Below are 23,290 nucleotides of genomic sequence, written 5' to 3'. Positions count from 1 at the left end.
TCAGCCCTCGAAGCCGTCGTCGCCGGCGGGCTGCGTCTCGCGGCCATGCGGCTCGACGGCGGCCGGGTGGCGGCCGGAACCGGACGGCTCCCCGGCGGCTTCGACGTCGGACTCCGGCGCCGAGAGCAGGGCCCGCAGCCCGTCCTCCGCGGCGATCGTGGTGACGAAGAACAGCTCGTCGCCGCCGTCGATCACATCGTCCCGGCTGGGGGTGATCGGCGCCTGGTCGCGCAGGATCGCCACCAGGGTGGCGTCCTCGGGCCAGTCGATATCACCCACGGTCAGGCCGATCACATGCGAGTCGTGCGGCACCGTGAATTCGACCAGCGAGGACACCCCGGTCTGCAGCGTCAGCAGCCGGACCAGGTCGCCGATTTCCACGGCTTCCTCCACCAGCGCCGTCATCAGCTGCGGGGTGTTCACCGCGACGTCGACGCCCCAGGAATCGTCGAACATCCAGTCGTTCTTCGGATTGTTGACCCGGCCCACGGTCCGGCCGACGCCGAATTCGGTCTTGGCCAGCAGCGACACCACGAGGTTCACCTTGTCGTCGCCGGTGGCGGAGACCACGACGTCGGCGTCCTCCAGCCGGGCGTCCTTGAGCGTGCTCAGTTCGCAGGCGTCGCCGACCAGCCAGTGCGCGCCGCGCAGCCCGCTGCGGCCGATCACCTCCGGCTTGAGGTCGATCAGCAGGATCTCGTGCTTGTGGGCCAGCAGTTCACGGGCGATCGAGGAACCGACGCTGCCCGCCCCGACGATGACTACTTTCACTTAGGACTCCTTGGCGGGGGACTTGGCAAGAATGTGGGCGACCTCGGAGGTGCGGTCCACGCTCAGCATGGCGTGGACGGTGTCTCCGTCCTGGAACGCGGTTCCCGGCCCGGGAAGGATGCCCTCGCCGAAGCGGGTGAGGTAGGCGATGCGGATGTCCGCGGCCTTCTCGATCGCGGAGAGCGGGTGGCCGATCCAGCCGGCGTCCAGGTCCACCTCGGCCAGCACCAGCCGGCCGGACGGGTCGCGGAAGTCGCCGGCGAGGTGCTGCTCCGGCAGGATCCGGCGCAACACCTGGTCCGCGCTCCAGCGCACCGCCGCCACCGTGGGAATGCCGAGCCGCTGGTAGATCTCCGCGCGGCCCGGGTCGTAGATCCGCGCCACGACGTGCGGGACGTGGAAGGTCTCGCGGGCCACCCGGGTGGCCAGGATGTTGGAATTGTCACCGCTGGACACGGCGGCGAAGGCGTAGGCCTCCTCGACGCCGGCCTGCTTGAGCGTTTCCCGGTCAAAGCCGACGCCCGTGACCTTGCGGCCGGAAAAGCCGGTCCGGAGCCGGCGGAAAGCGCGGTCGTCCTGGTCGATGATCGCGACCGAATGGCCGGCGTCCTCCAGTGTGTGCGCCAGGGTCGCCCCAACACGGCCACAACCCATGATCACGAAGTGCGCCACACGTGCCTCCTCAAGCTACCTTCTTGCGCTGCTGCGGTTTGCTGCTGCGTAAAACTGTACCGGCCAGGGCGCACCCGCAGGCCGTCGATCAGCGGCGCGGCCCGCCGGGGGCCTGGCGGACGGGCTCCGCCGTCATGACATCGGACCCGAATCAGACTAGCTTTGTCTGGTGCTGACAATTTTCAATGCCGTGAAGCGGGTGCTGGTAGGCAGGCCCTTCCGGAACGACCGTCTGGCCCACACCCTGCTGCCCAAGCGGATTGCGCTCCCCATTTTCGCCTCCGATGCGCTCTCCTCGGTGGCGTACGCACCGGACGAAATCCTGCTGACCCTGGCCCTGGCGGGCGTCAGCGCCGTTGCCTTCTCACCCTGGGTGGGCCTGGCCGTGATGGTGGTGCTGCTGACCGTTGTGGCCTCGTACCGCCAGAACGTCCACGCCTACCCTTCCGGCGGCGGCGACTACGAAATCGCCAACGAAAACCTGGGCAAGTACGCCGGGCTCACCGTCGCCTCGGCCCTGCTGGTGGACTACGTCCTCACCGTAGCGGTGTCGATGTCCTCGGCCGCGGCGTACCTCACCACGGCCGTCCCGTCGCTGCACGGCCGGCAGGCCGCGATCGCTACGATCGGCGTCGTGATCCTGGCCCTGGTGAACCTGCGCGGCATCCGCGAGGCCGGCAGCGTCTTCGCGGTGCCGACCTACATCTTTATGTTCTCGATCCTCGGCATGACCGCCGTCGGCATCTTCCAGGCCGCCACCGGCCAGCTGGGCCAGGCCCCGTCGGCCGCGTTCGAGATCGTCCCGGCTGCCGGGTTCGACGAGGGGATGGTGGGCCTGGCCGGCGCGTTCCTGCTGCTTCGGGCGTTCTCCTCGGGCGCCGCGGCCCTGACCGGCGTCGAGGCGATCAGCAACGGCGTGCCGAACTTCCAGAAGCCCAAGAGCAAGAACGCGGCCACCACGCTGCTGCTGCTCGGCGTGATCGCGGCCTCCATGCTGGCCGGCATCATCTACCTGGCCAACGCCACCAAGGTGCACATCGTCCTGGACCCGGCCAAGGAGTTCCTGCTGGACGGCAAGCCGCTGCCCGAGGACTACATCCAGAACCCGGCGATCAGCCAGATCGCGGAGACCGTCTTCGGCCCCGGCTCGATCCCGTTCTACATTGTGGTCGCCGCCACCGGCGTGATCCTGGTCTTCGCCTCCAACACCGCCTTCAACGGCTTCCCGGTCCTCGGCTCGATCCTCGCCCAGGACGGCTACCTGCCGCGCCAGCTCCGCACCCGCGGCGACCGGCTCGCGTTCAGCAACGGTGTGCTGGCGCTGGCCGCCGGCGCGCTGGTGCTGATCATCGCCTTCGACGCCGACGTCACCAAACTCATCCAGCTCTACATCGTGGGCGTCTTCATCTCCTTCACCCTCAGCCAGCTCGGCATGATCCGGCACTGGGGCCGTGAACTGAAGCTCGCCAAGGACGCCGCCACCAAGCTGCGGATGCTCAAGTCCCGCACCATCAACACGATCGGCTTCGGCATGACCGGCCTGGTCCTGGTGATCGTGCTGATCACCAAGTTCGAACAGGGGGCCTGGATCGCCCTGCTGGCCATGTTCATCCTGTTCCTGATCATGTGGAGCATCCGGGCGCACTACGACAACGTGGCCAAGGAACTCGCCGTGGATGAGGACTCCTCGCCGCGCGCGCTGCCCACCCGGGTGCACGCCGTGCTGCTCGTCTCGCACGTCCGCAAGCCCGTGCTGCGGGCGCTGGCCTACGCGCGGGCCTCACGGCCCTCCCGGCTGGACGCCATCACGGTGGATATCAGCCCCGAGGAAACGGAGCAGACCCTCGAGGACTGGGAGAAGCTGGAGATCCCGGTACCGCTGACGGTGCTGGCGAGCCCGTTCCGCGAGACGGTCACGCCGATCATGGAGTACATCAAAAACATGCGCCGCGACTCCCCGCGCGACCTGATCGTTGTGTACATCCCCGAATACGTGGTGGGCAAATGGTGGGAGCAGCTCGTGCACAACCAGACGGCGCTGCGGATCAAGACCCGGCTGCACTTCGAGCCCGGCGTCATGGTCGCCAGTGTGCCGTGGCAGCTGAAATCCTCCGAAGAAGCCAAGAAACTGCAGGACATCCAATGAGCACCGACACCCGGACCCCCGCCCGCACCGAGCTGATTGTCGACGTCGGCCCCGTCGCCCACGGCGGCCACTGCGTGGCCCGGCACGAGGGCCGTGTGATCTTCGTCCGGCACGGCATCCCCGGCGAAAAGGTCCGGATCCGGCTGACCGACGACGGCGAGTCCGCCAAGTTCTGGCGCGCCGACGTCGTCGAGGTGCTGGAGGCCTCGCCGGACCGGGTGGAGCACTTCTGGCACGCCGCCGACTCGCAGCGCTCCTGGTCCCACGGCCACCCGCCGGTGGGCGGCGCCGAGCTGGGCCACGTCGCGCTGGACCGCCAGCGCGGCCTCAAGGCCGAGGTGCTGGCCGAGCAGCTGCGCCGGCTCGCCGGCGTCGAGCTTGCCGTCCCGGTCGAAGCCGTGGGGGAGGCGGCGGGCGCCGCCGGCACCGGCCTGGCCTGGCGGACCCGCACGGGTTTCGCCTTGACGGCCGGCGGCAAGCTGGGCATGCACGCGCACCGCTCCGACTCGGTCTTCCCCGTCCGCGAGATGCCGCTGGCCGTCGAGGACATCAACGCCCTCAAGCTCTGGGACATTGACCTGCAGGGCATCGAGCGGGTGGAGGTCGCAGCTCCCGCCAACGGCTCCCGGCCGCTGGTGCTCCTGGTCCCGTCTGCCGGAACCCGGGCCAAGCGGCTCGCCGCGATCACCGCCCAGTTGCCCGACGACATCTCGGTGGCGGCCGTTGACCCCGGCACCGGTGCCGTGACGCAGTTGCGCGGCCGCACCTGGGTGCAGGAAACCGCGGCCGGGCACGAATACCGCGTCACCGGCGACGGTTTCTGGCAGATCCACCGGGACGCCCCGGAGACACTGGTGGGGGCCGTCACCGGCTTCCTGCAGGGCGGCGGCTACCTCAATGCCGGGTCCGTCGTGGCGGACCTGTACGCCGGCGCCGGGCTCTTCACCGCGCCCCTGGCCGACGCCGTCGGGGTCACCGGTTCCGTGCTGTCCGTGGAAGGGGCGCCGGGCACCAGCCGGGACGCCCGGAAGAACCTGCACGGCGCGCCCCAGGTCGAAATCATCCAAGGCAAGGTCGAACGCGTGCTGCGGCAGCAGCCCCGCAGCTTCGACGCCCTGCTCCTGGACCCGCCCCGGGCCGGCGCCGGCAAGGCGGTCGTGAACCAGCTGGTGGCATCCAGGCCCCGCGCCATCGCCTACGTCTCCTGCGATCCGGCGTCGTTCGCGCGGGACGTGGGGTACTTCCAGCAGGCCGGCTGGGCCCTGGCGGGGCTGCGCGCCTTCGACCTGTACCCGCACACCCACCACCTGGAGACTGTGGCGTTACTGACTCCCCGGGGCTGAGGCCACTAGGATGGGCGGAGTAGTCCGACATCGCGCACTGCAGTCACTTTTGAGAATTCACTGTTGAGAAATCATCACTCATGTCTTAGTTAGGCTGACCTAACTAGCAAGGGGTCTGCGGCGCGACAAAGATGAAACTGTTGCGAGAGGAGTCCTGCGATGAGCATTGTGGACAGCTTCGGTTCAAAAGGCAAACTTAATGTAGCCGGTACCGAATACGAAATTTTCCGGTTGAACTCCGTTGAAGGTGCAGAAAACCTTCCGTTCAGCCTCAAGGTATTGCTTGAAAACCTGTTGAGGACCGAGGACGGCGCCAACATCACGGCCGATCACGTCCGCGCACTGGCCGGTTGGGATCCCAACGCCGAGCCCGACACTGAAATCCAGTTCACGCCGGCGCGCGTGATCATGCAGGACTTCACTGGCGTGCCCTGCGTTGTTGACCTCGCCACCATGCGTGAGGCCGTCAAGGAACTCGGCGGCGACCCCAAGCGGGTCAACCCGCTGGCACCGGCGGAAATGGTCATCGACCACTCCGTCCAGATCGACGCCTTCGGCAACTCCGGCGCACTGGAGCGCAACATGGAGATCGAGTACCAGCGCAACGGCGAGCGGTACCAGTTCCTGCGCTGGGGCCAGACCGCGTTCGACGACTTCAAGGTCGTCCCGCCGGGAACCGGCATTGTGCACCAGGTCAACATCGAATACCTGGCCCGCACCGTCATGACCCGTGAAGTCGATGGCGCGCTCCGGGCCTACCCGGACACCTGCGTCGGCACCGACTCGCACACCACCATGGTCAACGGCCTGGGCGTGCTCGGCTGGGGCGTAGGCGGCATCGAAGCCGAGGCTGCCATGCTCGGCCAGCCCGTCTCCATGCTGATCCCGCGCGTTGTGGGCTTCAAGCTGACCGGGTCCATCCCGGCCGGCGCCACCGCCACCGACGTTGTACTCACCATCACCGAGCAGCTGCGCCAGCACGGTGTTGTCGGCAAGTTCGTGGAGTTCTACGGCGAAGGCGTCGCTGCCGTGCCGCTGGCCAACCGCGCCACCATCGGCAACATGAGCCCCGAATTCGGCTCCACCGCCGCGATGTTCCCGATCGACGACGTCACCCTCGACTACCTGCGCCTCACCGGCCGGTCCGACGAGAACGTGGCCCTCGTGGAGTCCTACGCGAAGGAACAGGGCCTCTGGCACGATCCCTCCCGCGAGATCAAGTTCTCCGAGTACCTCGAGCTGGACCTTTCGACGGTTGTCCCGTCGATCTCCGGCCCGAAGCGCCCGCAGGACCGCATCATCCTCTCCGAATCGAAGGCCCAGTTCCGCGAGGACCTGCGCAACTACGTGAAGGAAGACCTGGCCGACGGCAGCCTGGACGAAGCGATCGACGAGAGCTTCCCGGCGTCGGACGCCCCGTCCTTCACCGCCTCCGGCACCCACCTCACGGACCAGGCGCCGCACGCGCACGGCCCGAAGTCGAACGGCCGCCCGTCCAAGACGGTGGCCGTCACGACCGCCGACGGCCGCGAGTTCGAACTGGACCACGGCGCGGTGTCGATCGCCTCGATCACCTCCTGCACCAACACGTCCAACCCGTCCGTGATGCTGGCCGCCGCGCTGCTGGCCCGCAACGCCGTGGACAAGGGCCTCACCTCCAAGCCGTGGGTCAAGACCTCCGTGGCCCCCGGTTCCAAGGTCGTCACCGACTACTACAACAAGTCGGGCCTGACCCCGTACCTGGAGAAGCTCGGCTTCTACATCGTCGGCTACGGCTGCGCGACCTGCATCGGCAACTCCGGCCCGCTCGACGCCGAAATCTCCGAGGCCATCCAGGCCAACGACCTTTCCGTCACCGCCGTGCTCTCCGGCAACCGCAACTTCGAAGGCCGGATCAACCCGGACGTCAAGATGAACTACCTGGCCTCCCCGCCGCTGGTCATCGCGTACGCCCTGGCCGGCACCATGGACTTCGACTTCGAAAACGACGCCCTGGGCCAGGACGAGGCCGGCAACGACGTCTTCCTGAAGGACATCTGGCCGAACCCGGTCGAGGTCCAGCAGGTCATCGACTCCTCGATCGACAAGGGCATGTTCGCCCGCGGCTACGAGGGTGTCTTCGAGGGCGACGAGCGCTGGAAGGCACTCGACACCCCGGCCGGCGACACCTTCGCCTGGGACGAGAAGTCCACCTACGTCCGGAAGCCCCCGTACTTCGAGGGCATGCAGGCGCAGCCGGAGCCCGTGCAGGACATCACCGGGGCGCGCGTGCTGCTCAAGCTCGGCGATTCCGTCACCACGGACCACATCTCCCCGGCCGGTTCCTTCAAGTCCGACACCCCGGCCGGCCAGTACCTGCTGGCCAACGGTGTGGAGCGCAAGGACTTCAACTCCTACGGCTCACGCCGTGGCAACCACGAAGTCATGATCCGCGGCACCTTCGCCAACATTCGGATCAAGAACCAGCTCCTCGACGGCGTCGAGGGCGGCTTCACCCGCGACTTCACCCAGGCCGACGGCCCGCAGGCCTACGTCTACGACGCCGCGCAGAACTACCAGGCCGCCGGCACCCCGCTGGTTGTCCTGGCCGGCAAGGAGTACGGCTCCGGTTCGTCCCGTGACTGGGCCGCCAAGGGCACCGCACTGTTGGGTGTCAAGGCTGTCATCGCGGAGAGCTACGAGCGTATCCACCGCTCCAACCTGATCGGCATGGGCGTCCTGCCGCTGCAGTACCCGGCCGGCCAGAACGCCGCCAGCCTGGGCCTGACCGGCACGGAAACCTTCGCCGTTGAGGGCGTCACCGCCCTCAACGAAGGCACCACGCCGAAGACCCTCAAGGTCACCGCCACGGCCGAAGATGGCTCCACCACCTCGTTCGACGCGGTCCTGCGCATCGACACCCCGGGTGAAGCCGACTACTACCGCAACGGCGGCATCCTGCAGTACGTGCTGCGCCAGATCTCGGCCAGCTAGGTCAGTTCCGGCAGCACCGCCCGAAAGCCCCGGCCCGTCACCGACGGACCGGGGCTTTCCCGTTTCCGGCACCCGGCCCGGTTCGGAGGCGTTAGAGTTAAAAGGCATGTCTACTACCCGCAAGGAGGGGCCGTTGGGAATCTTGGAGACCATCCGGAGTCCGCAGGACCTGAACAAATTGTCCGAGGCGCAGCTGGAGCAGCTGGCAGCCGAGGTCAGGGAGTTCCTGATCGGCAACGTTTCCCAGACGGGAGGCCACCTCGGGCCGAACCTCGGCGTCGTTGAACTCACCATCGCGGTGCACCGGATCTTCGATTCCCCCCGCGACAGCATCGTCTTCGACACCGGCCACCAGTCCTACGTGCACAAGCTCCTCACCGGCCGCCAGGACTTCAGCACGCTCCGCCAGCAGGGCGGGCTCTCCGGCTACCCGGACCGCGGCGAATCCGAGCACGACATCGTCGAAAGCTCGCACGCCTCCTCCTCGCTGTCCTGGGCCGACGGCATCTCCCGCGCCCGGCGGCTGACCGGCGACGGCGACCGGTACGTGATCGCCGTCGTCGGTGACGGCGCCCTGACCGGCGGCATGGCCTGGGAGGCCATCAACAACATCGCCGCGGACAAGAAGCGACGTGTGGTGATCGTGGTCAACGACAACGGCCGCTCCTACGCCCCGACCGTCGGCGGCGTCGCCGACTACCTCGCCTCGCTGCGCCCCACGATCGATTCACTCCGCGCCGCGCCCGCCTACGAAGGCGCCCTCGACTGGTGGAAGAAGCGGCTGCAGAGCGGCGGCCCCGTGGGACAGTTCACCTACAAGAGCCTGCATGCCATGAAAAAGGGCATCAAGGACTGGTGGGCGCCGCAGGGCATGTTCGAGGACCTCGGAATGAAGTACATCGGCCCGGTGGACGGCCACAACCTCCAGGCCATGGAGAACGCGCTGTCCACGGCCAAGAACTACGCCGGCCCCGTGATCGTCCACGCCATGACCGAGAAGGGCCACGGCTATGCGCCGGCCCGGGCTCACGAGGCGGACCAGTTCCACGCCGTCGGGATCATCGACCCGGAAACCGGCGAACCCACCGAGGCCGGCGGCGCGAAGTCCTGGACCTCCGTGTTCGCCGATGAGATCGCCGACATCGCCGACGAGCGCAAGGACATCGTCGGAATCACCGGCGCCATGCTGATCCCGGTGGGGCTGCACAAGTTCGCCGCCCGCCACCCGGACCGGGTGTTCGACGTCGGCATCGCCGAGCAGCACGCCCTCACCTCCGCGGCGGGCATGGCCTTCGGCGGCCTGCACCCCGTCGTGGCGGTGTACGCGACCTTCCTGAACCGTGCCTTCGACCAGCTGCTGATGGACGTGGCGCTGCACAAAGCCGGCGTGACCGTGGTGCTGGACCGGGCCGGGGTCACCGGGCCAGACGGCGCCAGCCACCACGGCATGTGGGACATGGCCATGGTGCAGATCGTCCCCGGCCTGCACCTGGCCGCGCCCCGCGACGCCACCCGGCTGCGCGAGGAACTGCGCGAGGCGGTCGCCGTCGAGGACGCCCCCACCGTGATCCGCTACTCCAAGGGCACGGTCGGCGCCGAAGTGGAAGCGCTCGAACGCCTCAGCGACGGCGTCGACGTGCTGGCCCGGCGGCCCGCCGGGTCCAGCGACAACGACGTCCTGATCGTCAGCGTCGGCGCCATGTCCGAGCTGGCTCTCGACGTCTCCAACCGCCTCGGCGCCCAAGGCATCAGCTCCACTGTGGTGGACCCGCGCTGGGTCCTGCCGGTGCCCAAGTCCGTTATCGCCCTCGCCTCGCATCACCGCCTCGTGATCTGCATCGAGGACGGCGTCCGGGCCGGCGGAGTCGGCTCCCGGATCCGGCAGGAAATGCGGGCCGCCGGGGTGGACACCGCGCTCAACGAGGTGGGCCTGCCGGTGGAGTTCCTGGACCACGGGAGCCGCAGCCAGGTGCTGGAGCGCGTCGGACTGACGGCCCAGCAGATCACCCACGACGTCGTCGCCCAGGTCCTCGGGACCAAGGTGCCGTTCGCGCGGCCGCTGCCCGGTCAGGAGCACCCCAGCACCGGCAGCCTGCCGATCCTGTGAGGGTCCCGACGTTGGGCCGGAACGACCACGCCGTCAAGGCACAACAAGCACCCTTCGACGGCACCTGCCGCGGACGGTTTACGAAGGGACAGCCATGAGCGGCATTATCCGCGTGTACAAGCGCGATGACGAGGGAGTCCTGCACTTCAGGGAAGCCTGGATCGACGAGGAGTACCACGAGTTCGTGATGAACCACGGCGTCGTCGGGCACCAGAGCACCACCGAGGAGACCGAGGCCGCCGACGCCGCCGCGGGGGAGGGCCTGATGGAGGCCTTCGCCGCGCAGTGCACCGAGGACGGCTACGCCGAGATCCCGGACGAGGAGCAGTTCTGGGTGGTGGCGCAGTACGCGCTCAAGACCAAGGACGGCACCAGCCGCGACCGCTACCTCGAGGAGAAGGCCAAGGACGCCCTGATCAGCCACCTCGCCTGGCGCGGCCTCGGCGTGGTGGACCGCTCCGAATTCTCCGACGCCAAACTCAACATCTTTTGCCTCACCCCGGAGGTCAACAAGACGGTCAACGCGATCAAGGTCTGCATCCGCGGCGAGGACCTGGACTTCACCAAGCTCAGCATCGGTGCCGCACCGTTCGGCGGGACGGACTTCAAACTGAAGCACTCGGCCAAACCGGCCAACAGCTTCACGCTCTAGGCGCCGGGCCCGCCACCCACGGCCCGGACAGTACCTGCGGGGAGCCGGGCACGGCTCACATCAGTTTTGGGGGCAAGCGACAGGAAGGCAACGCAATGACGCGCAAAACCCCTCGACCCGGCAGCACCCCGCTTCCCGCCGGACTGGCGGCCCCGGCCCGCAAGTCCCTGGCGCACGCGGGAGTTGAAACCCTCGAACACCTCGTGCAGCTTGGCCGGCGCCGGCTTGCCGGGATGCCGGGGGTCTGCCCTCGCACCCTGGCCCAGCTTGAGGATGCCCTGGACGAACGCGGACTGGAACTGCCCGCAGGGTAGGGGGCAGGGGTCCAGCATCGGGAGACCGCGTGCGGCTGCCGCGGTGGCGCCGTCGGCCGTTATAGGCTGAATCCCATGACTGAATACCGCCGCGTAGGAAATTCCGGACTGACTGTCTCCGTCGTGGGACTTGGCTGCAACAACCTGGGCCGGGCCAATACCGCCACTGAGACGCACGAGGGGACCGACGCCGTCGTGCATGCGGCCCTGGACGCCGGCATTACCTTCTTCGACGTCGCGGACGCCTACGGCCGGGAGCCCGGGCTCAGCGAAACGATGCTCGGCAAGGCGCTCGGGTCCCGCCGCGGCGACGCCGTGATCGGCACCAAGTTCGGAATGGACATGCGCGGGACCAACGGCAACGACTTCGGCGCCCGGGGATCCCGCCGCTACATCGTCAAGGCCGCCGAGGCGTCCCTGCGCCGGCTCGGAACCGACTGGATCGACCTGTACCAGTTCCACACGCCGGACCCGCTCACGCCCATCGACGAGACCCTCGCGGCCCTCGAGGAGCTCGTGGCCAGCGGCAAAGTCCGCTACATCGGCCACTCCAACCGGGCCGGCTGGCAGATCGCCGAGGCCGAATTCGTGGCCCGCGCCCAAGGCGGCGAACGCTTCATCTCCAGCCAGAACCACTACAACCTGCTGGACCGTCGCGCCGAGCTGGAGGTCACCCCGGCGGCCGAAGCCTACGGCCTGGGCGTGCTGCCCTACTTCCCGCTGGCCAACGGACTGCTCACGGGCAAGTACTCTGCTGGGCAGGCGCCGGAGGGATCGCGCCTGAGCCACACGCGCACCAACCTGGTCCACGACGCCGACTGGAAGCAGCTGGACGCGTTCTCCGCCTTCGCCGCCGAGCGGGGCCTGACCGAGATCCAGGTGGCCTTCTCCTGGCTCGCCGCCCAGCCCTCGGTCAGCAGCGTGATCGCGGGCGCCACCCGGCCCGAGCAGGTCCGGCAGAACGCCGAGGCCGTCGCCTGGGTCCCGGATGCCAAGGAGCTCGCCGAACTTGATGAGATCTTCCCGCGCACGCCGAAGGTCGCACTGTTCTGAGTAGCACTGATCCGAGCCGAACTATGTTGAGCGCACCCGTGCCTGAGACCGACGCCGCCGTGCAGCGGATCCTGATGGATGTCGATACCGGCATCGACGACGCCTTGGCCATCGTCTACCTGCTGTCACGGCCCGACGTCCACCTGCAGGCCATCACCTGCACCGCGGGCAACGTCGGGGCGCACCAGGTGGCGCGGAACAGCCTGTCCCTGCTGGAGCTGTGCGGCCGGCAGGGGATCGAGGTGGCTGTCGGCGCCGAGGTCCCGCTGGAAATCCCGCTGGTCACCACCGAAGAAACCCACGGGCCGCAGGGGATCGGCTACGCCGAGCTGCCCGCCCCCGCCCAGCAGATCTCCCCGCGCCACGCCGTCGACGTCTGGGTGGAGGAAGTCCGGGCGCATCCGGGGGAGATCACCGGGCTGATCACCGGGCCGCTGACCAACTTCGCCGTCGCCCTGCGCCGCGAACCGGACCTGCCGCGGCTGCTCAAGGGACTCGTCATCATGGGCGGCAGCTTCTACTACCAAGGCAACACCACGCCGACGGCGGAGTGGAACACCTCGGTGGACCCGCACGCCGCCAAGGAGGTCTACGAGGCCTACCGCGGTCTGCCCGAAGACAAACTGCCGCTGGTGTGCGCGCTCGAAACAACGGAGCGGATCGAGATGCTTCCCGAGCACCTGCGGCGCCTCGGGGAGGCCGCCGGGGCCGGACCGGAACTCGTCCTGCCGGAGCAGCCGGAGGGCCTCCGCAGCACCTCCAGCAGCCCGCTCGTGGCCTGCCTGTCCGACGCGATCCGGTTCTACATGGAGTTCCACCGGCACTACGACCAGGGCTACGTGGCACACATGCACGACGCCTTCGCCGCCTGCGCCGCCGTCGCACGCACCCCGTTCACCGCCCGGCTGGCCACGGTCGACGTCGAAACCGTCTCGCCGCTGCTGGTTGGCACCACGGTGGCGGACTTCCGCGGACTCTGGGACCTGCCGCCGAACGCCAGGATCGTCACCGGCAACGATCCGGGCCAGTGCTTCGACGAACTCATTTCCTCGGTGGGCGCCCTGGCCCGGTCGCTGGACCGGTCCCTGGCGGCACAATAGCCGGCAGTGTTCCCGGCGGTGCGCAGGGTCGCTAAGATGATAGCTGCGCCGAGGTGACATGAGGCGGACGTTCCAAACCCACGCCGAAGGACCCTTCCCATGTCACAGCAGCCCCTGACCCTCCCCGATGCCGACGCCCGGCCCGGAACAGCCCCGCGCCGCCGCCGGCTGCTCGAGATCGCAGGCGCCGCGGCCATCGCCGCCACCTACGTCTTCCTGGTCCTCACCCAGCCGGTGGAACTCGCCGACGGCCTGGCCAGCTTCTCCGCCCTCGTCGCCCTCGGCGGCTTCCTGCTCGGCGCGGTGCTGCTGCTGGTCGCCGTGCTGCCCGTGCTCCCCACGTCCACCCTGGTCCTGATGCCCGTGGCGATTGTGCTCAACGTGGTGCTCGGCCAGTTGATGGGCAGCACCGGCCTGCCGTTCTACCTCGACGCGATCGGCACGGTCCTGATCGCCGTCCTGGCCGGCCCGGCCGCCGGCGCCGCCACCGGCGTGCTCGGTAGCATCGTCTGGTCCTTCTTCAACCCCACCGTGCTGCCCTTCGCCGCCGGCGCGGCCCTGATCGGCTTCCTCGCCGGACTCGCCGCCCGCGGCGGCCTGTTCCGCCGCTTCTACCTGGCCCCGGTGGCCGGCTTCCTCACCGGCATCCTGGCCGGCGTTGTGTCCGCCCCGATTGCGGCCTTCGTCTACGGCGGAACCGCCGGCCTGGGCACCGGCGCCGTCGTCAGCGCCTTCCGCGCCATGGGCGACACCCTGCTGGCCGCGATCACCAAGCAGGCCCTCATCTCGGACCCGATGGACAAGGCGATCGTCTTCACCATCGCCGCCCTGCTGGCCTACGCCCTGCCGCGGCGCACCACGTTCCAGTTCGCCTTCGTCCGCCGCTTCCGGGTGCTCGCCGGCAAGGCCCCGGCGGCCCCCGCCGCCTAGGACCAGTTGCCTAGGACCGTGCGCCTGCACCCGCTGACGGCCCTGACGGCGGCCGGTTGCGCCGCGGTCATCACGACGGCGGCCGGCAGCTGGCCGCTGTCCCTCGCAGTGGCCCTGGCCGCCGTGTTGTTCGCCTTCCGCGCGGGTGCGGGGCCGCGGGTGCTGGCGGCGGCCGGGGTCATCCTGGTGCCGCTGTGCCTGTCCCTGCTGGTGCTGCACGGACTGTTCTTCCCTGAAGGCCACACGGTGCTGGCGCAGTGGGGTCCGGCCCGCGTGACGGCCGAGGGGCTCGGCCTGGCCCTGGAGCTGGCGTCCAGGACGGCCGCGTCCGTCCTGGTGCTCCTGCTGTTCTCCTTCACCGTCAGCGTCCCGGATCTCCTGGCAGCACTGGCCGCGCGGCGGATCCCGCCGCAATTCAGCTTTGTCCTCGCCTCCACGCTTACCCTGGTCCCGGCCATGGCCGGCCGGCTGGAGCGGATCCGGCAGGCGCAGGAGGCGCGCGGCCTGGTGGTCCGGCGCGGGCTGCTGTCGCGGCTGGCCGCGGCCCGGCTGCAGGCGGTGCCGCTGGTGCTGGGGCTGATCGAGGACGCCGGGGTCCGGGCGCAGGCCCTCGACGCGCGCGGTTTCGGCGCGCCGGGTCCGCGGACCAGCTACCGGCAGCTGCAGGGCCCGCCCGGGCAGCGGATCTTCCGTGCCGCGGCGCTCCTGCTCGCCGCGGCCGCCGTTGTGCTGCGGCTCGTCACGGCCTGGCCGGCGGCGGTGACGGCATGAAGGGGGCCGGCGTAAACGCGGCCGGACGCGCGACCCCGGCGTTACCGGCGGCCGCCGCACGGATCGACAGCTTCAGCTTCCACGGCGACAACCGGGAGGCGCTGCGGAACGTGCGGCTCTGCGTGCAGCCCGGTTCCCTGACCGCGGTGCTGGGTGGCTCCGGAAGCGGCAAAACCACGCTCGGCAAGGTCCTCGCCGGCTGGCTGCGGGCCGGCCACTCCGGGGTCCTGCGCGGCAGCCTGGCGCTCGGCGCGGACGCGCTGGAGTTCGCCGGCGCCGGCGGCGACCCCCGGATCGACCCGGCCGCCTGGTCCGGCAGGGTGGGCTACGTGCCCCAGGATGCCGCCACCATGCTCTCCACGGTGCGCTCCACCGTCGCCGAGGAACTCGCCTTCGGCCTCGAGAACCGGGGCGTGCCGCGCCTGGAGATGCTGCGGCGGGTGGCCCGGACCGCGGAACTGACGGGCCTGTCCGGGCTGATGGAACGGAACCCGGCCGAGCTTTCCGGCGGCGAGCTGCGCCGGCTGGCGGTTGCGTGCGCGGTCATCGCCGAACCGGAGGTGCTGGTCCTCGACGAACCGCTGGCCTCCCTCGATGCCGCCGGCGCCGGCCGGCTCCGGACGCTGGTGGAGCAGCTGGTCGACGCCGGCACCGCCGTCGTGTTGTTGAGCCAGTCCGCGGATTCCCTGGCCCGGCGCGCCGGGCACTGGCTGGTACTGGACGGCGGCACGGCGACGGTGGAAGGCGCACCCGCCGAACTGGCCGCGGGCCCCCACCTGCGTGACGCCGGCGTCGTGCCGGAGAGCGCCGCCGCCGCAGTGCTGCGGACACTGACCGCGGCCCCGGCAAACGCCGCAGCGCCGGTCCTCGAACTGCGGGGAATCGGCTTCGGCTACCGGACCAACGGGTTGCTGCGGAACCTGGACCTCACCGTCCGTCCGGGGGAAGTTGTCGCGATCACCGGCCCCAACGGCGCCGGAAAATCCACGCTGCTGCGCCACTTCAACGGACTGCTCCGGCCGCACGCCGGCGAGGTGCGGGTGCTGGGACGAAGCATTGGCCGGACCCCGGCGGGACACACCGCCGCCTCGGTCGGCCTGCTCTTCCAGCAGCCGCGCGAGCAGCTCTTTGAACGGACGGTGCTGCGGGAGGTCGGCTTCGGACTGCGCCGGCTGGCGGGCGCCGAGGCGCCCGGGCGGGCGCTCGAGGCGCTGGCCGCCGTCGGGCTCTCCGAAGCTGCGCAGGACCACCCGGCCGAGCTGCCCTCCTCCCGGCAGCGGCTGCTGGCCCTGGCCACGGTGCTCGCCCGCAGGCCGGCCCTCCTGGCCCTGGATGAGCCCACCGTGGGACTGGACCGGCACGGCCTCGAACACCTCGCCGACGCCGTGGCCGCCGCGGCAGCGCGCGGCGCCGGCGTCGTGATGGTCACCCACGACCTCGCCTACGCCAAAGCCAGCGCCCACCGCGTCCTCGCGCTCGACGGCGGGAGCCTGCGGGAAGTCTGACGCAAAAAAGCGCCGCCGCCCCTGCCTTACGGCGGGGACGGCGGCGCTTTGGCTGGGAAGCCGGCGGCTCAGGCGGCCGGTTCGGAGGCCACGCCCGGTGCGAGGAACTTCTTGCCGTTGACCCGCTCGGAGGCGCCCACCCGGTCCAGGTACGGGGTGATGCCGCCAAGGAACATCGGCCAGCCGGCGCCGAGGATCATGCAGAGGTCGATGTCCTCCGGCCCGGCGACCACACCTTCGGCCAGCATCAGGCCGATTTCCTCGGCGAGGGCGTCCTGCGTGCGGCGCAGCACTTCCTCCGCGGTGGACGGCGAATCGCCGAAGGACAGCAGCGCTAGGGTTTCGGCCGGGATCTCGGGCTTGCCGGCCTTGACGGAGGCCGGGTCCCAGAGCGACTTGATGCCGTTGTCGATCAGCACCTGCAGGTTCTTCGACACCGTGAAACGGTCCCCGAAGGCGGCGTGCAGGGATTCCTGGACGTGCTGCGCGACCGGCAGCCCCACCATGGCGCCGAGGGTGAACGGTGTCATCGGCAGGCCCATGGGGCGCAGCGCGTTGTCCGCCACCTCGGCCGGGGTGCCCTCGTCGAAGGCCGCGGTGACCTCGCCCATCAGGCGCAGCAGGAGCCGGTTGACCACAAACGCGGCGGCGTCCTTGACCAGCACCGCGGACTTCTTCAGGCCCTTGGCCAGTTCGAAGGCGGTGGCCAGCACAGCGTCGTCGGTTTTCGGCGCCCGGACGATCTCCAGCAGCGGCATCACGGCCACCGGGTTGAAGAAGTGGAAACCGACCAGCCGCTCGGGGTTCTGCAGGTCCTCGGCCATGGCGGTGACGGACAGCGAGGAGGTGTTGGTCGCCAGGATGCACTCGGGCGAGACGATCGCCTCGACCTCCTTGAACACCTGCTTTTTGACGTTGAGCTCCTCGAACACGGCCTCGATCACAAAGTCGGCGTCCGCGAAGGCTTCCTTGGACACCGAGCCGCTGACCAGGGCCTTGGTCCGGTTGGCGGCGTCCGGGCTGATCCGCTTCTTCGCCAGCAGCTTGTCCACCTCGGCGTGCACGTAGTCCACGCCCTTGTCCACGCGGGCCTGGTCGATGTCGGTCATGACCACCGGCACCTTGAGCTGGCGGGCGAAGAGCAGCGCGAGCTGGCTGGCCATCAGGCCGGCGCCGACGACGCCGATCTTCGTGACCGGGCGCGCGAGCTTGCGGTCCGGGGCGCCCGCGGGGCGCTTGGAGCGGCGCTGCACCAGGTCCAGGAAGGCGTACACGGTGGAGCGGAACTCGTCGGTCTGCATCAGGTCCGCGAGGGTCTGGCACTCGAGCTCCGCCGACTCCGCCTGGGTGAGGGTCCGGTTGGCTTCCATCACGTCCAGCACCTTGGCCGGGGCGGGGGAGGCGTTGGAGGTCTTGGCTTCGACGAAGGCGCGGCCGGCGGCCACGGCGGCCGCCCAGCGCTCGGCGACGTCGGGCGCGGCGGCATCGACGGCGTTGGCCCGTGCCGGGGTCTCGGCACCGGCGATCACCCGGGCGGCCCAGGCGACGGACTGCTCGACGAAGTCGGCGGGCTCGAAGATGGCGTCCGCGACGCCGAGGCCGTAGGCCTGCGGGCCGGTCAGGGTGCGGTTGTTGCTCAGCGGGTTTTCGATCATGACCTTGACGGCGTTCTCGGGCCCGATGAGCCGCGGCAGGATGTAGACCCCGCCCCAGCCCGGGATCAGCCCGATGAACGCCTCCGGCAGGGCCAGCGCGCCGGCCCCGGTGGAGACGGTGCGGTAGGTGGACTGCAGGGCGATCTCCAGCCCGCCGCCCAGGGCCAGGCCGTTGATGAACGCGAAGCTGGGGACACCGAGGTTGGCCAGGGTGGAGTAGACGTCGTGGCCGAGCTGGGCCATCCAGAGGCCCTGCTCGCGGCCGCTGACGGACTTGACCGTGGACAGGTCCGCACCGGCGACCAGGAAATAGGGCTTGCCGGTCACGCCGACGCCGACGATCTCGCCGCGCGCGGCACGCTCCCGCAGCCCTTCCAGCACGGTGCCGAGCTCGATCAGGGTGTTCGGGCCCAGCGTGGTGGGCTTGGAGTGGTCCAGGCCGTTGTCCAGCGTGACCAGCGCGAAGGTGCCGGGGCTGGTGCCGTTGACGGCGGGCAGCTGGATGTCCTGGACGTAGGAGTGGGTCACGGTCTCGCCCGGGAAGAGTTCGGCGAGTTTGCGGAAATCGGCGGCGCTCATGCTGCGGCTCCAGTCTCGGTGGTGGTGTACTCGGTGCCGTAGTCGGCGTGGTGCGGGTTTTCCCAGATGACGGTGGCGCCCATGCCCAGGCCGATGCACATGGTGGTCATGCCGAAGCGGACGCTGTGGTCCTCCTCGAACTGCCGGGCCAGCTGGTTCATCAGCCGCACGCCGGAGGAGGCCAGCGGGTGGCCGACGGCGATCGCGCCGCCGTAGCGGTTGACCCGGGGGTCGTCGTCGGCGATGCCGAAGTGGTCCAGGAAGCTGAGTACCTGGACGGCGAAGGCCTCGTTGATCTCAAACAGGCCGATGTCCCCGATGCCGAGGCCGGCGTTCTTGAGCGCTTTCTCGGTGGCCGGGACCGGGCCGATGCCCATGACCTCGGGTTCGACGCCGGCGAAGGCGTAGCTGACCAGGCGCATCTTGACCGGCAGGCCGAGTTCCTCGGCGGCGTCGGCCGAGGCCAGCAGCGCGGCGGTGGCGCCGTCGTTGAGGCCGGCGGCGTTGCCGGCGGTGACGCGGCCGTGCGCGCGGAACGGGGTGCGCAGCGCGGCGAGGTCCTCCACCGAGGTGCCCGGGCGCGGAGGCTCGTCCACGGTGTTGACGGTCCAGCCCTGGCCGGGCTTCATGGTGGCCACCGGGACCAGGTCCGGCTGGATCTGCTCCTTGGCGTAGGCCGCGGCCAGCTTGTCCTGGGAGGCCACGGCGTAGGCGTCCGTGCGCTCCTTGGTGATGGCCGGGAAGCGGTCGTGCAGGTTCTCGGCCGTGTTGCCCATGTTCAGGGCCGCGGGATCCACAATCCGCTCGGACATAAACCGCGGGTTCGGGTCCGCGCCGGCGCCCATCGGGTGGTTGCCCATGTGTTCGACGCCGCCGGCGATCACGACGTCGTATGCGCCGAAGCCGATGCCGCTCGCCGTCGTGGTGACGGCGGTCATGGCGCCGGCGCACATCCGGTCGATCGCGAACCCGGGAACGGTGCGCGGCAGCCCGGCCAGCAGGGCCGCGGTGCGGCCGATGGTCAGGCCCTGGTCGCCGGTCTGGGTGGTGGCGGCGATGGCCACCTCGTCGATCCGCTCGGCCGGCAGGGAGGGGTTGCGGCGCATGAGTTCGCGGATGCATTTGACCACAAGGTCATCGGCACGGGTTCCGGCGTAAATGCCCTTCTCGCCGGCGCGGCCGAACGGGGTGCGGACGCCGTCGACGAAAACGACGTCGCGGACAGTGGTCCTTCTTCCGGTGGCCGGCTGGGCGCTGCTGGCTTGGCTCACGTTTTACTCCTCATTGAGACATGGGTGCCGGATCGTTGCGCGCGCCCAAGGGGGCAGGACGGGCTGGAATGATCCAGGCGGCATCACCAGCTATGTTACTCATCAGTAACTTAGCTGGCAAGGAGACGGAGCCGGCGGGTCAGGAAACGGCTTCGGACGGGGCGTCGGCTGTTCCCGGGGCGGCTGCCTTGGCCTCTTTCGGCGGCAGCGGCTGCGGGTACAGGAACGCCTCGGCGATCAGCGGGGCGGTGAGCTGGATCTGCCATTGGCGGGCACCGAGGTTCTGCAGCTCCTCGGCGATGCCTTCCTCACTGATTTCCGCCGGCGGGCGCCAGGCCACACGGCGCAGGAAGTCGGGGGTGAGGAGGTTCTCCACCGGCAGGTTCAGCTCCTCGGCCCGGGCCTGCAGCAGGGGCCTGGCGGTGGCGAGGCGTGCCGCGGCTTCCGGGTCCCGGTCGGCCCAGACGCGCGGCGGCGGGGGAGCGTTGGTGGGAAGGTGCAGCGGCGGCAGTTCCTCGAGGCTGCGGGCGGTGCTGATGCAGCGCAGCCAGCGCGGGGCCTCGCGCTGCGCGGCGCGGCCGTGGAAGCCCTTGGTGCCGAGCAGCTGCGGGACGGTGCTGGGCATGGCCTTCGCGGCGGCCACGAGGGAGGAGTCGGGGATCAGCCGGCCGGGGGCGACGTCGCGCTTCTGGGCGAGCGAGTCGCGCTCCAGCCAGAGTTCGCGGACGGCCGCGAGCTGGCGGCGGTCGCGGATCTGGTGCAGCCCGGAGGTTTTGCGCCACGGGTCGACGCGCGGCGGGGCCTTGCCGGCCTCGAGGATCGCGGCGAATTCCTGCTCGGCGTACTCGAGTTTGCCGTCCGCGGTGAGGAGTTCGATCAGCTCCTCGCGCAGTTCGGTGAGGACCTCGACGTCGAGCGCGGCGTAGCGCAGCCAGGGTTCGGGCAGCGGCCGGGTGGACCAGTCGGCCGCGGAGTGCTCCTTGGCCAGTCCGAAGCCGAGGAGCTGTTCGATCACGGCGGCGAGGCCCACCCGGGGCAGGCCGGCCAGCCGGGCGGCGAGCTCGGTGTCGAAGAGTTTGTCCGGCCACATGCCGAGTTCGGAGAGGCAGGGGAGGTCCTGGCTGGCGGCGTGCAGGATCCATTCGACGCCGCGCAGTGCGTCGTTGATGATGCTGAGGTCACCGAACGGCTCCGGGTCGATCAGCCAGGTGCCGGCGCCTTCGCGGCGGATCTGGACCAGGAAAGCGCGCTGGCCGTAACGGAATCCGGATGCCCGTTCGGCGTCGACCCCCGCGGGGCCGTGGCCCGCGGCCAAGGCTGCCGCGCAGCGTTCCAGTCCTGCCCGGGTTTCGATGACGAGCGGGACGCCGTCACGCGGTGCGTCGAGGTCAATGACCTCGGGGACCAGGCTGTCGAAGCCTTCCACCGTGATGTGGGTTGCCGTGTCCGCAGCCTGCGCTGCGCCGGCGGGAGGGTTCGTGGCGGTGCTGGCGGCAGAGTCGGTGGCTGCGGCTGTGTTGGTGGCTGCGCCCGCGGTGGTGATTTCCGGATTATGAGGGGTCATGATGACTCCAGTTTACCGACATCGCCATTGTTGCAGGCCGAAGCGGTGCCTGGCCGGGCCCGGTCATGCCCGCCGCGGACGCCGGCGCGGCAGCGCAGAGACGCCGTCAGGCAGCGGCGGCAGACCGGCAAACGTGCAGACCATGTCCGACCAAGCCTCCAGATGCGCGGTGATATCGCGGCCGGCCGGAGTCCAGGAGGCACGCAGTTCGATGTCGATGGTTCCGGGCCGGTCCGCCAGCGTGCCGAAGCTCTCGGAGAGCACCCGGGTGGCTGTGCCGCCGGCGGAACGGTAGTCGGCCTGGTGGTTCTCCAGTGCTTCCACCAGCCAGGTCCAGGCGACGGAACCGAGCATCTCGTCGTTGCCCATGTCCGGTTCCAGCTGGGCGCGGATGTAGGTGACGACCCGGAATTCGCCGTCCCAGACCGCGGAGCCGTCCGGGTCGTGCAGGAGGATAAAGCGGCCGGTGGCGAGTTCGACGTCGTCGCTGCCGGCCGCGGGGGCCAGCGCGGCGGCCGCCGGACCGTGGACCGCCCCGGACGCGCCGTCGCCCGGGACGACGACTTCCGCGCCGAGCGCGACAGCGAAGGGCGCGAGCCGGCCGGGCGCCGGGATCTCGTCGAGGCGCAACTCGCTGCGGCACCGTGCTTTTCGAAGGGTTCCCAAAGCGAAGAGGAAATCCGCCGGAACCTGGTCGAGGGCGTTCACAGTGACAGGGTATGCACGGGCGCCGTCCCGGCCCGGCAGGCTCGCCGCCCTGCCGGGCCGGACGGGCGGTTAGCCGGCCGCGAGCTCGCGCTTGATCGCGGCAATAAAGGAATCAACGTCTTCCTCGGTGGTGTCGAAGGAACACATCCAGCGGACCTCGCGGGCCGCCTCGTTCCAGTCGTAGAAGCGGAAGGACTTCCGCAGCCGGTCTGCCACACCGGCGGGGAGGACGGCGAAAACGCCGTTGGACTCGGTCTCCTGGCTCAACTCGACGCCGGGGATCGACTCGACCCCGGCGCGCAGCCGGGCCGCCATCGCGTTGGCGTGTGAGGCCGACCGCAGCCACAGGTCACCCTCGAGCAGGGCGATGAACTGGGCGGACATAAACCGCATCTTGGAGGCCAGCTGCATGTTCATCTTGCGCAGGTAGACCAAGCCGTGGGCGGCGTCGGGGTTAAGGGCCACCACGACCTCGCCGAAGAGCAGGCCGTTCTTGGTGCCGCCGAAGGAGAGGATGTCCACGTCGGCGTCGCGGGTGAAGGCCCGCAGCGGCACGCCCAGGTGGGCGGCGGCGTTGGCCAGCCGGGCGCCGTCCATGTGCAGTTTCATGCCCTTGGAATGGACATGCTCCGCGATGGCGCGGACCTCCTCGGCCGTGTAGCAGGTGCCGAGTTCGGTGGTCTGGGTGATGGACACGGCCAGCGGCTGGGCGCGGTGCTCGTCGCCCCAGCCCCAGGCTTCCTGGTCGATCAGGGCGGGGGTGAGCTTGCCGTCCTCCGTGGGCACCTGGAGCAGCTTGATGCCGCCGATCCGCTCGGGGGCACCGTTTTCGTCCATGTTGATGTGGGCGGTCGAGGCGCAAATGACGGCACCCCAGCGCGGCAGCAGGGACTGCAGCGAGAGCACGTTGGCACCGGTGCCGTTGAAGACCGGGAAGCATTCGATGCCGGTCCCGAAGTGCTCCTCCATCAGCTGCTGCAGCCGGGCGGTGTAGTCGTCCTCGCCGTAGGAAACCTGGTGGCCCTCGTTGGCGGCGGCCAGCGCCGCCAGCACCTCCGGGTGCACCCCGGAATAGTTGTCCGAGGCGAAGCCGCGGACCGAAGGGTCGTGGAGCCGCTCCATGGTGCTGGCCGGGGCAGTATCAACTGTGTTTGTTTCGACCGTGCTGGTCATCTC

Annotated in this window: 18 protein-coding genes; 11 read left to right on the top strand and 7 right to left on the bottom strand. The window is 69.8% G+C overall.

Annotated elements, in window-relative coordinates; translation table 11 throughout:
• Together ABLI39_RS02855 and ABLI39_RS02850 are read right to left on the bottom strand one after the other, a co-directional pair.
• Positions 1-771, bottom strand: a complete 771-nt coding sequence (locus ABLI39_RS02855; RefSeq protein WP_349411857.1) for a potassium channel family protein — start codon at positions 769-771, stop codon at positions 1-3.
• The gene (locus ABLI39_RS02850) at positions 772-1,443 is read right to left on the bottom strand and encodes a potassium channel family protein (protein WP_349411856.1); all 672 of its coding nucleotides are present in this window, start codon (positions 1,441-1,443) and stop codon (positions 772-774) included.
• A gap of 169 nt (positions 1,444-1,612) precedes the next feature.
• Here ABLI39_RS02850 and ABLI39_RS02845 point away from each other — a divergent pair, with 169 nt between their 5' ends.
• The 11 genes from ABLI39_RS02845 (at position 1,613) to ABLI39_RS02795 (ending at position 16,337) form a co-directional block, all read left to right on the top strand.
• A complete protein-coding gene (locus ABLI39_RS02845) occupies positions 1,613-3,589 on the top strand; it encodes an APC family permease (RefSeq protein ID WP_349411855.1) in 1,977 nt (658 codons plus the stop codon).
• Entirely contained in the window at positions 3,586-4,932 is a 1,347-nt protein-coding gene (locus tag ABLI39_RS02840) for a class I SAM-dependent RNA methyltransferase (RefSeq protein WP_349411854.1), read from the top strand. The genes ABLI39_RS02845 and ABLI39_RS02840 overlap by 4 nt, the downstream gene beginning before the upstream one ends.
• Before the next feature lie 159 nt (positions 4,933-5,091).
• Positions 5,092-7,905, top strand: a complete 2,814-nt coding sequence (locus tag ABLI39_RS02835; protein ID WP_349411853.1) for an aconitate hydratase — start codon at positions 5,092-5,094, stop codon at positions 7,903-7,905.
• 133 nt (positions 7,906-8,038) lie between these two features.
• Entirely contained in the window at positions 8,039-10,012 is a 1,974-nt protein-coding gene (gene dxs, locus ABLI39_RS02830) for a 1-deoxy-D-xylulose-5-phosphate synthase (protein WP_349411851.1), read from the top strand.
• A 94-nt stretch (positions 10,013-10,106) separates the two neighbouring features.
• The gene (locus ABLI39_RS02825) at positions 10,107-10,664 is read left to right on the top strand and encodes a hypothetical protein (protein ID WP_146337792.1); all 558 of its coding nucleotides are present in this window, start codon (positions 10,107-10,109) and stop codon (positions 10,662-10,664) included.
• A 95-nt stretch (positions 10,665-10,759) separates the two neighbouring features.
• Positions 10,760-10,978, top strand: a complete 219-nt coding sequence (locus tag ABLI39_RS02820) for a helix-hairpin-helix domain-containing protein (RefSeq protein ID WP_349411850.1) — start codon at positions 10,760-10,762, stop codon at positions 10,976-10,978.
• 75 nt (positions 10,979-11,053) lie between these two features.
• A complete protein-coding gene (locus ABLI39_RS02815; RefSeq protein WP_349411849.1) occupies positions 11,054-12,031 on the top strand; it encodes an aldo/keto reductase in 978 nt (325 codons plus the stop codon).
• 74 nt (positions 12,032-12,105) lie between these two features.
• Entirely contained in the window at positions 12,106-13,131 is a 1,026-nt protein-coding gene (locus tag ABLI39_RS02810) for a nucleoside hydrolase (RefSeq protein ID WP_502935179.1), read from the top strand.
• 99 nt (positions 13,132-13,230) lie between these two features.
• A complete protein-coding gene (locus ABLI39_RS02805; protein ID WP_349411848.1) occupies positions 13,231-14,061 on the top strand; it encodes an ECF transporter S component in 831 nt (276 codons plus the stop codon).
• 18 nt (positions 14,062-14,079) lie between these two features.
• Positions 14,080-14,832: an energy-coupling factor transporter transmembrane component T gene (locus tag ABLI39_RS02800; protein WP_349411847.1), complete on the top strand. Its 753-nt coding sequence runs from the start codon at positions 14,080-14,082 to the stop codon at positions 14,830-14,832.
• Entirely contained in the window at positions 14,829-16,337 is a 1,509-nt protein-coding gene (locus ABLI39_RS02795) for an ABC transporter ATP-binding protein (RefSeq protein ID WP_349411846.1), read from the top strand. The genes ABLI39_RS02800 and ABLI39_RS02795 overlap by 4 nt, the downstream gene beginning before the upstream one ends.
• Before the next feature lie 68 nt (positions 16,338-16,405).
• Here ABLI39_RS02795 and ABLI39_RS02790 read toward each other — a convergent pair whose 3' ends face one another.
• The 5 genes from ABLI39_RS02790 to ABLI39_RS02770 form a co-directional block, all read right to left on the bottom strand.
• Positions 16,406-18,571 (bottom strand): 3-hydroxyacyl-CoA dehydrogenase NAD-binding domain-containing protein, encoded by a 2,166-nt coding sequence (locus tag ABLI39_RS02790; RefSeq protein WP_349411845.1) that lies wholly within the window; start codon positions 18,569-18,571, stop codon positions 16,406-16,408.
• The gene (locus ABLI39_RS02785; RefSeq protein WP_349411844.1) at positions 18,568-19,842 is read right to left on the bottom strand and encodes a thiolase family protein; all 1,275 of its coding nucleotides are present in this window, start codon (positions 19,840-19,842) and stop codon (positions 18,568-18,570) included. Before ABLI39_RS02785 ends, ABLI39_RS02790 begins: the two co-directional genes overlap by 4 nt.
• A 139-nt stretch (positions 19,843-19,981) precedes the next feature.
• A complete protein-coding gene (locus ABLI39_RS02780) occupies positions 19,982-21,406 on the bottom strand; it encodes an HRDC domain-containing protein (RefSeq protein WP_349411843.1) in 1,425 nt (474 codons plus the stop codon).
• A 63-nt stretch (positions 21,407-21,469) separates the two neighbouring features.
• Positions 21,470-22,114, bottom strand: a complete 645-nt coding sequence (locus ABLI39_RS02775) for a DUF3000 domain-containing protein (protein WP_349411842.1) — start codon at positions 22,112-22,114, stop codon at positions 21,470-21,472.
• Between the two features lie 69 nt (positions 22,115-22,183).
• Positions 22,184-23,287 carry a threonine aldolase family protein gene (locus ABLI39_RS02770; RefSeq protein WP_349411905.1) on the bottom strand — a complete coding sequence of 368 codons (1,104 nt, stop codon included), beginning with the start codon at positions 23,285-23,287 and terminating at the stop codon, positions 22,184-22,186.
• Between the last annotated feature and the right edge of the window lie 3 nt (positions 23,288-23,290).

The organism is Pseudarthrobacter sp. B907 (genome assembly GCF_040137805.1).
In the GTDB taxonomy this organism is placed as follows: Bacteria; Actinomycetota; Actinomycetes; order Actinomycetales; family Micrococcaceae; genus Arthrobacter.
This window is presented reverse-complemented; position numbering and strand designations above follow the sequence as displayed.

Excerpts from the sequence above, each read along its gene's own strand:
- ABLI39_RS02820 (WP_349411850.1), top strand. The coding sequence starts at position 10,760 with ATGACGCGCAAAACCCCTCGACCCGGCAGCACCCCGCTTCCCGCCGGA.
- ABLI39_RS02770 (WP_349411905.1), bottom strand. The coding sequence starts at position 23,287 with ATGACCAGCACGGTCGAAACAAACACAGTTGATACTGCCCCGGCCAGC.
- ABLI39_RS02810 (WP_502935179.1), top strand. The coding sequence starts at position 12,106 with ATGGATGTCGATACCGGCATCGACGACGCCTTGGCCATCGTCTACCTG.
- ABLI39_RS02790 (WP_349411845.1), bottom strand. The coding sequence starts at position 18,571 with ATGAGCGCCGCCGATTTCCGCAAACTCGCCGAACTCTTCCCGGGCGAG.
- ABLI39_RS02840 (WP_349411854.1), top strand. The coding sequence starts at position 3,586 with ATGAGCACCGACACCCGGACCCCCGCCCGCACCGAGCTGATTGTCGAC.
- ABLI39_RS02795 (WP_349411846.1), top strand. The coding sequence starts at position 14,829 with ATGAAGGGGGCCGGCGTAAACGCGGCCGGACGCGCGACCCCGGCGTTA.
- ABLI39_RS02805 (WP_349411848.1), top strand. The coding sequence starts at position 13,231 with ATGTCACAGCAGCCCCTGACCCTCCCCGATGCCGACGCCCGGCCCGGA.
- ABLI39_RS02780 (WP_349411843.1), bottom strand. The coding sequence starts at position 21,406 with ATGACCCCTCATAATCCGGAAATCACCACCGCGGGCGCAGCCACCAAC.
- ABLI39_RS02835 (WP_349411853.1), top strand. The coding sequence starts at position 5,092 with ATGAGCATTGTGGACAGCTTCGGTTCAAAAGGCAAACTTAATGTAGCC.
- ABLI39_RS02815 (WP_349411849.1), top strand. The coding sequence starts at position 11,054 with ATGACTGAATACCGCCGCGTAGGAAATTCCGGACTGACTGTCTCCGTC.
- ABLI39_RS02825 (WP_146337792.1), top strand. The coding sequence starts at position 10,107 with ATGAGCGGCATTATCCGCGTGTACAAGCGCGATGACGAGGGAGTCCTG.